General features: G+C 66.4%; 8 protein-coding genes and 3 tRNA genes. 3 read left to right on the top strand and 8 right to left on the bottom strand.

What is annotated here, in order from left to right:
- On the bottom strand, positions 1–494 hold a 494-nt coding region (locus tag EBL84_RS07120; RefSeq protein ID WP_148040273.1), incomplete at its 3' end, for a PAN/Apple domain-containing protein.
- Between the two features lie 254 nt (positions 495–748).
- On the opposite strand from EBL84_RS07120, the gene EBL84_RS07115 reads away from it, so the two are divergent.
- Positions 749–1,381 (top strand): hypothetical protein, encoded by a 633-nt coding sequence (locus EBL84_RS07115; RefSeq protein WP_123140168.1) that lies wholly within the window; start codon positions 749–751, stop codon positions 1,379–1,381.
- 146 nt (positions 1,382–1,527) lie between these two features.
- Here the strand turns inward: EBL84_RS07115 and EBL84_RS07110 are convergent.
- The 6 genes from EBL84_RS07110 to rplU form a co-directional block, all read right to left on the bottom strand.
- Positions 1,528–1,612 (bottom strand) — tRNA-Leu (locus tag EBL84_RS07110).
- Positions 1,613–1,670: 58 nt separating this feature from the next.
- A tRNA-Cys gene (locus tag EBL84_RS07105) sits at positions 1,671–1,744 on the bottom strand.
- An 85-nt stretch (positions 1,745–1,829) separates the two neighbouring features.
- Complete coding sequence (proB, locus tag EBL84_RS07100; RefSeq protein WP_062275344.1) at positions 1,830–2,954, bottom strand: glutamate 5-kinase; 1,125 nt, start codon at positions 2,952–2,954, stop codon at positions 1,830–1,832.
- Positions 2,955–2,960: 6 nt separating this feature from the next.
- Entirely contained in the window at positions 2,961–4,052 is a 1,092-nt protein-coding gene (cgtA, locus tag EBL84_RS07095) for an Obg family GTPase CgtA (protein ID WP_123140167.1), read from the bottom strand.
- 146 nt (positions 4,053–4,198) lie between these two features.
- Entirely contained in the window at positions 4,199–4,456 is a 258-nt protein-coding gene (rpmA, locus tag EBL84_RS07090; RefSeq protein ID WP_005224844.1) for a 50S ribosomal protein L27, read from the bottom strand.
- A gap of 13 nt (positions 4,457–4,469) precedes the next feature.
- Positions 4,470–4,781 (bottom strand): 50S ribosomal protein L21, encoded by a 312-nt coding sequence (gene rplU, locus EBL84_RS07085; RefSeq protein WP_062275340.1) that lies wholly within the window; start codon positions 4,779–4,781, stop codon positions 4,470–4,472.
- A gap of 413 nt (positions 4,782–5,194) precedes the next feature.
- Here rplU and EBL84_RS07080 point away from each other — a divergent pair, with 413 nt between their 5' ends.
- Together EBL84_RS07080 and EBL84_RS07075 are read left to right on the top strand one after the other, a co-directional pair.
- Positions 5,195–6,163 (top strand): polyprenyl synthetase family protein, encoded by a 969-nt coding sequence (locus tag EBL84_RS07080; protein WP_123140166.1) that lies wholly within the window; start codon positions 5,195–5,197, stop codon positions 6,161–6,163.
- A 14-nt stretch (positions 6,164–6,177) separates the two neighbouring features.
- A tRNA-Pro gene (locus EBL84_RS07075) sits at positions 6,178–6,254 on the top strand.
- Positions 6,255–6,392: 138 nt separating this feature from the next.
- On the opposite strand, the gene EBL84_RS07070 is transcribed toward EBL84_RS07075, so the two are convergent.
- On the bottom strand, positions 6,393–7,700 hold the full coding sequence (locus EBL84_RS07070) for an MFS transporter (protein ID WP_123140165.1): 1,308 nt from the start codon (positions 7,698–7,700) through the stop codon (positions 6,393–6,395).
- Positions 7,701–8,247: the final 547 nt, after the last annotated feature.

The following is an 8,247-nucleotide window of genomic DNA, read 5'->3' as shown; positions in this document are numbered from 1 at the left end:
GGGGCCAGCCGCAACAGCGCGCGCAGTCGCGCCCGACGCTGCGCCGAGGTCTCGCCCGGTGCCGCCCGCGCCAACGTCGCCAGTCCCTGGCCGGGGGGCGCTTCGAGCGCCAGGGCGCGGGCCTGCTCGCGAGCGAGGGCACGGGCATCGGGGGGGATGAAGGCGAGCGTCTCGGGCAGGGCCCCGGGGTCGTCCCAGAGCAGCTCCGGACGATAGCCCGAGCGCGCCCCCGGCGCAGCGCGCGCCTCGCCGGGAGCGGATTTGAGGAAGCACCAGCCGGAGCGCTGGTCGTAGGTGAAGGCGAGACAGTCGGGATCGTCGGCGCAGGCGCGCTCGCAACCATCGAGCGGGACCGACTCCAGGGTGCGCAGGTCGGCACCGAAATAATCCACGCCGGGACTGTGCACCAGCCCCTGAGCGACGACACCACTGCTCACCAACAACCAGGGGAGCAGCAGCGCGATCGCGTGCGGCAATCGGATCGAGCCCAGCATCAGCGCCTCCCGCCTTGCAGATCGGTCGATCCTGGGGACTGTAGCCGTTGCGGGGAAACCGGTAAAGACGACGCGGACGATGACGAGGGTCGCGGATGCCCGAATGCGCGCGCGGATGTCACAACCCCTTAAACTTAGTTTCGGTAAGGGTTAAGATCCAGGACGCTTGACGCAATCGATGGCTTGAGGGGCGTTATCGATCCGGCCATCGGCCACTCACCACACAGTACCCGTACTCGCAAGGAGGGTCAGTCGTGTCAAAGTCAGCAGCCTCGTCCGAGGTCAAGTCCAAGCAGTCCCAGTCCCCACTGATGGTCGCCATCCTGCCATCGGTCTTCCTCTACATCGCCGCGGTGGTCCTGGTGTTCTTCGCCCGCGAGGACTTCGCCGCCACCACCCAGTACTGGGAGTTCTTCATCCCGGTGGTCGCCTTCATCTCGATCCTCTCGGGATGGAGTCAGGCCTACGCCTTCGACCGCTCGCGCTTCTTCTACCTGATCAAGCAGCTGCTGCACTGGGGCGCGCTCGGCGGCCTGCTGTGGCTGTTCTACGACCACGGCATCCGCGACGCGCTCAGCGCCGAGCAGTACAACCTGGTGCAGCTCTATCTGCTCGGCCTCGCCGCGCTGATCGCCGGACTCTATCTCGACACCAAGATGCTGTTCTTCGGCGCCTTCATCGCCTGCTGCGCTTACCTGCTGGCCGACCCGGCCAACAGCGCCGTCCTCACCTCGGTGGGTGATGCCTTCGGCATCGAGAACGCTCAGGACAAGCCGATGACCATGATCATCGCCGCCGCCCTGGCCGCCTTCGTCGCCAACCTCTTCGTGCTGATCGCCATGCGTGGGGCCGTCATGGCCAAGCGCGGACGCACCGCACGCGGCTGAAACGCCATGCCAACCGTCTCGTCCCGATTCATGGACGAGACGGTCCGAAGCGGGTCGCGGTCGCAACGACAAGGACAAGGACAACGGCTGGAACCGTCACGCACGGACGTACCAGGGAGTTGGGTCGACAGAGAGATAGGGGCAGATGGTGCCCGGGGCGGGACTCGAACCCGCATGACCGAGGTCGAGGGATTTTAAGTCCCCTGCGTCTACCAGTTTCGCCACCCGGGCGGGTGCGGGACAGCGGACTGTCCTAGCTTGATCTCGACGGGGACTACGGGAAAGGAAATGGAGGCTGAGCCCGGAATCGAACCGAGGTACACGGCTTTGCAGGCCGCTGCATAACCACTCTGCCACTCAGCCAGAGAACGCGCAGTATAAAGACTTGCCGGGGTCTTGTCACCCCCCATTTTGATGTCCGGCCTGCGCACCGCCGAACAACCGGCCTTCAGAGCAATACCAGGTTGTCGCGGTGGATCAGCTCGTCGTCGTCGACATAGCCGAGGATCTCGGCGAAGCGATGCGATGAGCGCCCCTGGATGCGGCGCGTCGCCTCGGCGTCGTAGTTGACCAGGCCACGCGCGACCTCCCTGCCCTGCTCATCGACACAGGCGACCACCTCACCGCGCTCGAAGGCGCCGTGGACCGCCCGCACCCCGACGGCCAGCAGGCTGGTACCCTGCTCGCGCAGCGCCCGCACCGCACCGGCGTCGAGCACCAGCCGACCACGCACCTGCAGTTGACCGGCGATCCACTGCTTGCGCGCCGCCTGCGGCCCCTGGAAGGGGATCAGCAGGGTGCCGATCGACTCACCCGCACCGATCCGCTCCAACACCCGCTCGCCGCGACCGGGGGCGATCACCGTCGGGGTGCCGGAACGGGCGGCGAGCCGCGCCGCGCGGACCTTGGTGACCATGCCACCGGTGCCCAGGCCCGAGCCACTGCCGCCGGCGACCTGATCGAGCATGGGGTCGTCGACCCAGGTCTCGGTGATCAGGCGCGCCTCGGGATTGTTGCGCGGATCCTGGTCGAAGATGCCGTCCTGGTCGGTGAGCAGCACCAACAGATCGGCCTCGATCAGGTTGGCGACCAGCGCGGCGAGGGTGTCGTTGTCACCGAAACGCAGCTCGTCGTTGGCGACGGTGTCGTTCTCGTTGATCACCGGCACCACACCGTGACGGATCAGGGTGCGCAGGGTACTGCGGGCGTTGAGATAGCGCACCCGGTTGGAGAGGTCGTCACGGGTGAGCAGCACCTGGGCGGTGTGCCGGCCATGATCGCGAAAGCAGTCCTCGTAGGCGCGCACCAGCCCCATCTGGCCGATCGCGGCGGCCGCCTGCAACTCGTGCAGCGCACCGGGGCGCTCGCGCCACCCCATCCGCGCCATGCCCTCGGCGACCGCTCCCGAGGAGACCAACACGACCTCGGCACCGGCACCATGACGGGCGGCCATCTGCGCCACCCAGGGTTCGAGCAGGTCGCGTCCGACGCCGCGACCGTCACGGGTCAGCAGGGTACTGCCGATCTTGACCACCCAGCGTCGGGTCCCGGGGAGTTCCTCGCGCGAGATCATGGTCGATCAGCCCAGCGGATGCCAATCGTCTTCGGCGGCATCGTCCTCGCTGGTCCCGTCCTCGGGCTCGACGACGGTCTCGGCCGCACGCAACCGCTCCAGGTGGTTCATGAGATCCTGCATCAGCGGCTCCGTGCCCTTGCCGCTGAGCGCGCAGATGGCATAGACCGGCCCCTGCCAGTCGAGCCGTTCGAGCAGGGCCTCGCGACGGGCGGCGAAGGTCTCCTCGTCGAGTAGATCGACCTTGTTGAACACCAGCCAACGCTCCTTGTCGATCAGCTCGCGCCCGAAGGCGCGCATCTCGGCCTCGACCTTGCGGATCTCGTCGTAGGGGTCGGTGTGATCGCCGAGCGGCGCGACATCGACCAGGTGCAGCAGCAACCGGGTGCGCGACAGATGCTTGAGGAAGCGGGTGCCGAGTCCGGCGCCCTCGGCCGCGCCCTCGATCAGCCCGGGGATGTCGGCGATGACGAAGCTGCGCTCGCGCCCGAGACGCACCACCCCGAGGTTCGGATGCAGGGTGGTGAAGGGGTAGTCGGCGACGCGCGGACGCGCGCTCGAGACCTGGCGCACCAGCGACGACTTGCCGGCGTTGGGGAAGCCGACCAGGCCGACGTCGGCGAGCAGCAGCAGCTCGAGATGGAGATCGCGACGCTCGCCCGGGGTACCCGGGGTGGACTGACGCGGGGTGCGATTGGTGCTGGACTTGAAGCGGGCGTTGCCGATGCCGTGGAAGCCGCCCTGGGCGACCAGCAGGCGCTCGCCCGAGGCCATCAGCTCGCCGATCAGCTCACCGGTGTCGCGTTCGATCACCCGGGTGCCGACCGGGACCCGGATCACCAGGTCCTGACCGCTGCGTCCGGTCATGTCGCGGCCCATGCCGTTCTGGCCGCGCTCGGCGCGCTGGATGCGCTGATCGCGCAGATCGACCAGGGTATTGAGATTGTTGTCGGCGAGCAGATAGACACTGCCGCCGTCCCCGCCGTCGCCGCCATTGGGGCCACCTTTGGGGATGTATTTCTCACGGCGGAAGCTGACGCAGCCGCTGCCGCCGTCACCGGCTTCGACCCGGATGTATGCCTCGTCGACGAATTTCATGCGATCGATCCGTTGTGCGATTGCCGATGCAGGGGTCGCGGGCGCACACCCTGACGGTGCGGCAGAAACGAAAAAGCCTCGTCACCCGGACGAGGCTGCGCGGTCTCCACGGAAGGCGCGGGGCCAGGGCTGGACCCGCTCGCGGATCAGGCGCCTTCCACGGTGACGAACTTACGCTTCTGCGGACCCTTGGTGACGAACTTCACGACACCGTCGGTCAGGGCGTAGAGGGTGTGGTCGCGACCACAGCCAACGTTCACACCGTCGTGGAACTGGGTACCGCGCTGACGCACGATGATGGCGCCGGCGCTGACACGCTGACCACCGAAGACCTTGACGCCAAGGCGCTTGGACTCTGAATCGCGGCCGTTACGCGAACTACCGCCTGCTTTCTTGTGTGCCATCGGTAATCTCTCCTCAGCCGGCGTTGATGCCAGTGATCTTGAGCGACGTGAACCACTGGCGGTGGCCCTGACGCTTCATGTGGTGCTTGCGACGACGGAACTTGATGATCGAGACCTTGTCGCCACGACCGTGCGACTCGACCACGGCGCTCACCTTGCTGCCCTCGACGAAGGGCTTGCCGACCTTGATGGTCTCGCCGTCGGCGACCATCAGCACCTCGAAGTCGACGTTGGAACCTTCCTCGGCGGCGAGCTTCTCGACCTTGAGTGTGTCGCCTTCCGAAACCCGGTATTGTTTTCCACCGGTTTGAATGACCGCGTACATGATCAGCAGATCCCCAGAATAATTCGGAAACAGCCGACGCAGCTCGCAGCTCCGCGCCGGAACAAAGAAGCGGAATCCTACCGCGAAGCCATGACGTGCGTCAACGTCGATGCCTCTCCGAATGTGACGGCGCACCATCGCCGCCCGGTCGAGACTTGACGCGCCAGGGCGCAGTTGGCAGATTGGACGGAGAAACGGCTGACTCCTGGTCCTTGAACGGGAGGCGGTCGCCCAGGGCCCGGCAACACCAGGCGGCGTCCTCAGGGCCGCAGGATCCGAGACACCCCGGACCTGCCAGTACACCCGTTTCCGTTGCCGTGGGAGGACGCACGTATCGCGTTCCGCGACCTCCTTGACAGCTCGGTGCCTCGCACCTAGCATCCGCCGTCACTATCGATAGACCCCGCATACGAATGGACCTCTCCACGATTCGACACCCCGTCGCCGACGACTCGAAGGCGGTGGACGCCCTGATCCTGCGTCGGCTCGAGTCCGATGTCGTACTGATCAACCAGATCGGTCACTACATCGTCAACAGCGGCGGCAAGCGACTGCGTCCGCTCTCCGTGCTGCTCGCGGCCCGCGCCTGCGGCTACAGCGGCGAGCGTCACATCGATCTGGCCGCGATCGTGGAGTTCATCCATACCTCGACCCTGCTCCACGACGATGTCATCGACAACTCCGAGATGCGTCGCAACCGCGAGACGGCCAACGCCGTCTGGGGCAACGAGGCGAGCGTGCTGGTCGGCGACTTCCTCTACTCGCGCGCCTTCGAGATGATGGTCGACGTCGGCAGCATGCGGGTGATGGAGGTGCTCGCGCACGCCACCAACCGCATCGCCGCGGGCGAGGTGCTGCAGCTGCTCAACGCGCGCGACGCCGATACCGACGAGGCGCGCTACATGGAGGTCATCGAGCGCAAGACCGCGACCCTGTTCGCCGCCGGCACCCGCCTCGGCGCGATCCTTGCCGAGACCACCCCGGAGGTCGAGGCCGCGCTCGCCAGCTATGGGCTCAATCTCGGCATCGCCTTCCAGCTGATCGACGACGCGCTCGACTACAGCACCAACAACGAGAGCCTCGACAAGAACGTCGGCGACGACCTCGACGAGGGCAAGCCCACCCTGCCGCTGATCCGCGCCATGGCCGTCGGCACCGCCGAGCAGCGCGCGATGCTGCGCGACTGCATCGAGCACGGTGGTCGCGAGCGGATCGACGCCGTGATCGAGGCTATTGCATCCACCGACGCAATCGCCTATACTGGCGATCTTGCTAAACGGCACGCCCAAAAGGCCCGTGAGGCACTCGAGATCCTCGATCCGAGTCCCGCACGTGATGCCATGGCAACGCTGGCAGACTTCGCGGTCAGCCGGTCGTACTAAAGAATTCCCGATATCGGGGTGTAGCTCAGCTTGGTAGAGCGCTGTCTTCGGGAGGCAGAAGTCGCTGGTTCGAATCCAGTCACCCCGACCAATCTCCGCTAGATCAAGAAAACCGGCCTCGCGCCGGTTTTTTTGTGCCTGCAATCTCTCCATCCCTGCCCTACCTGCATCAGCACCGGGCCGGGCACGGCTGATCGACCGAGGCGCGCGCCCCGGCCGACCCGGGCCATCAGCGCCCGACCGCACCCACCTGAGGATGACGCCAGCGCACATAGAGGCTGGCGAACAGCAGCAGCAGGTTGATCGTGCCGACCACCGCGAAGGGCGCGCGCGGATCGACATGGTCGAAGAGATAACCGCCGACCAGGGTGATCAGCAGGATGCCGATCGCGCCGGTGACGTTGAAGGCGCCGAGCACCGAGCCGCGTTGCGCCGTCGGCGCCTCCTGACCGATCAGCGACTGTCCGGCGAGAAAGACGCTGATCTGACCGATCCCGAGCAGGATGAAGAAGAGGATGCCGATCCGCGCCAGCGGGTCGTCGAGCAGCAGCGGCGCCAGGTTGCCGAGCGCGGCCAGCCCCATGCATACGGCCATCGCCGAGACCCGGTCGATGCGATCGAGCAGCGGGCCGAGCAACGGCGCCCAGACCAGCGCCGAGAGCTGGGTGATGACGAAGATCACCGTCCCGGCGAGTACCGCCTCCGGCGTCTCCATCCCCGCCGCCTTGCCGGCCAGCGTGCCCCACAGGATGATGAAGGTCGCGTTGACCGACTGATCGCCACGCGCGATGAAGGCCGAGGCATAGGCGAGCAGGATGCGCGGATTGCGCGCCTGGGCAAAACCGCTGGCGAACAGGGTACGCACGTTCGGACGCTCGTCATGACGCGCCGGCACCCCGGGTTTCAACCCCCAGAAGACCAACACGGCGACCGCCACCGACAGCCCGGCGATGATGAAATGGGTCAGGCGACCGGCCTCGACGCCGTCGAAACCGGCATTGGTGAAGACCTTGGGCAGCGCCCCCAGTCCCTGACCGACGATCACCACGCCGAGTCCGCTGAGCACCCCGACCAACGCCACCAGCTTGCCGCGCGAGCGCTCGGCGGGATAGTCGGCGAGCACCGTCGACAGCGCCCCGGCGACCGCCACCACGCCGAGGGCGTAGATCACCCGAAAGCCGTAGAGCATCTCCACCGAGGTGGCAAGCGGATAGAGCACGTAGGTCAGCGCCAGCAGCAGGAAGCCGACACCATAGACGGTACGCCGCCCGAGGCGGTCCATCAGCACCCCGGCGGGCAGGAACAGCAACAGGGTGACGATCTCGGTGAGGAACACCAGGTTGCCGCTGATGCGGCCCTGGCTCGACTCGGGGATGCCGAGATGCTCGTTGAGGATATAGGTCTGGCCAATGGAGACGAAGACCATGAGCCCGATCGAGAAGAAGGCCACGACCATGAAGGTCCAGCCGTGGCGCAGGCTGATCTCGGGGGCAAGATGAATCGGGCCGATACGATGAGTCTTGGCGTGTTCGGACATGGATACTGGGTCTCGGGCCGGCGCCGGCCGCTCGGTCGGGTTGCAAGAACGAACCGGCATTATTCAGCTTTCAGCCGCCAGCCGCCAGCCGCCGAGGAGAGCCGCCAGCGCTCAGCGACCAGCGACCAGCGACCAGCGACCAGCGACCAGCGACCAGCGACCAGGGGATTGAACCGCAAAGACGCAAAGGCAGCGAAGCAAGGGGGAGAGCCTCCAGCTCCCAGCCGCCAGTCATGAGGCCGCTCTTTCCCCACTGGCAGCTGGAAGCTGATCGCTGACCGCTGGCGGCTGGCGATCACCAAAAGCAGTCTCTACCTTTGCGTGCTTCGCGTCTCGTGATCCAAGCCGTCCCCGACACCTCAAGGGCGCCAGTCTCCAGCGACCAGGGGATTGAACCGCAAAGACGGCGAAGCAAGGGGGAGAGCCTCCAGCTTTCAGCCGCCAGTCATGAGGCCACTCCATCCCCACTGGCGGCTGGTCGCTGACAGCTGACGGCTGGCGGCTGGCGATCACCAAAAGCCGTCCCTAACTTTGCGCACTTCGCGTC

The organism is Marichromatium sp. AB31 (assembly GCF_003718685.1).
GTDB lineage: Bacteria > Pseudomonadota > Gammaproteobacteria > Chromatiales > Chromatiaceae > Marichromatium > Marichromatium gracile.
This window is presented reverse-complemented; position numbering and strand designations above follow the sequence as displayed.

Bases quoted from the DNA above. Each gene is read 5' to 3' on its own strand.
- proB (WP_062275344.1), bottom strand. From the start codon at position 2,954: ATGATCTCGCGCGAGGAACTCCCCGGGACCCGACGCTGGGTGGTCAAG.
- rpmA (WP_005224844.1), bottom strand. From the start codon at position 4,456: ATGGCACACAAGAAAGCAGGCGGTAGTTCGCGTAACGGCCGCGATTCA.
- rplU (WP_062275340.1), bottom strand. From the start codon at position 4,781: ATGTACGCGGTCATTCAAACCGGTGGAAAACAATACCGGGTTTCGGAA.
- cgtA (WP_123140167.1), bottom strand. From the start codon at position 4,052: ATGAAATTCGTCGACGAGGCATACATCCGGGTCGAAGCCGGTGACGGC.
- EBL84_RS07080 (WP_123140166.1), top strand. From the start codon at position 5,195: ATGGACCTCTCCACGATTCGACACCCCGTCGCCGACGACTCGAAGGCG.
- EBL84_RS07070 (WP_123140165.1), bottom strand. From the start codon at position 7,700: ATGTCCGAACACGCCAAGACTCATCGTATCGGCCCGATTCATCTTGCC.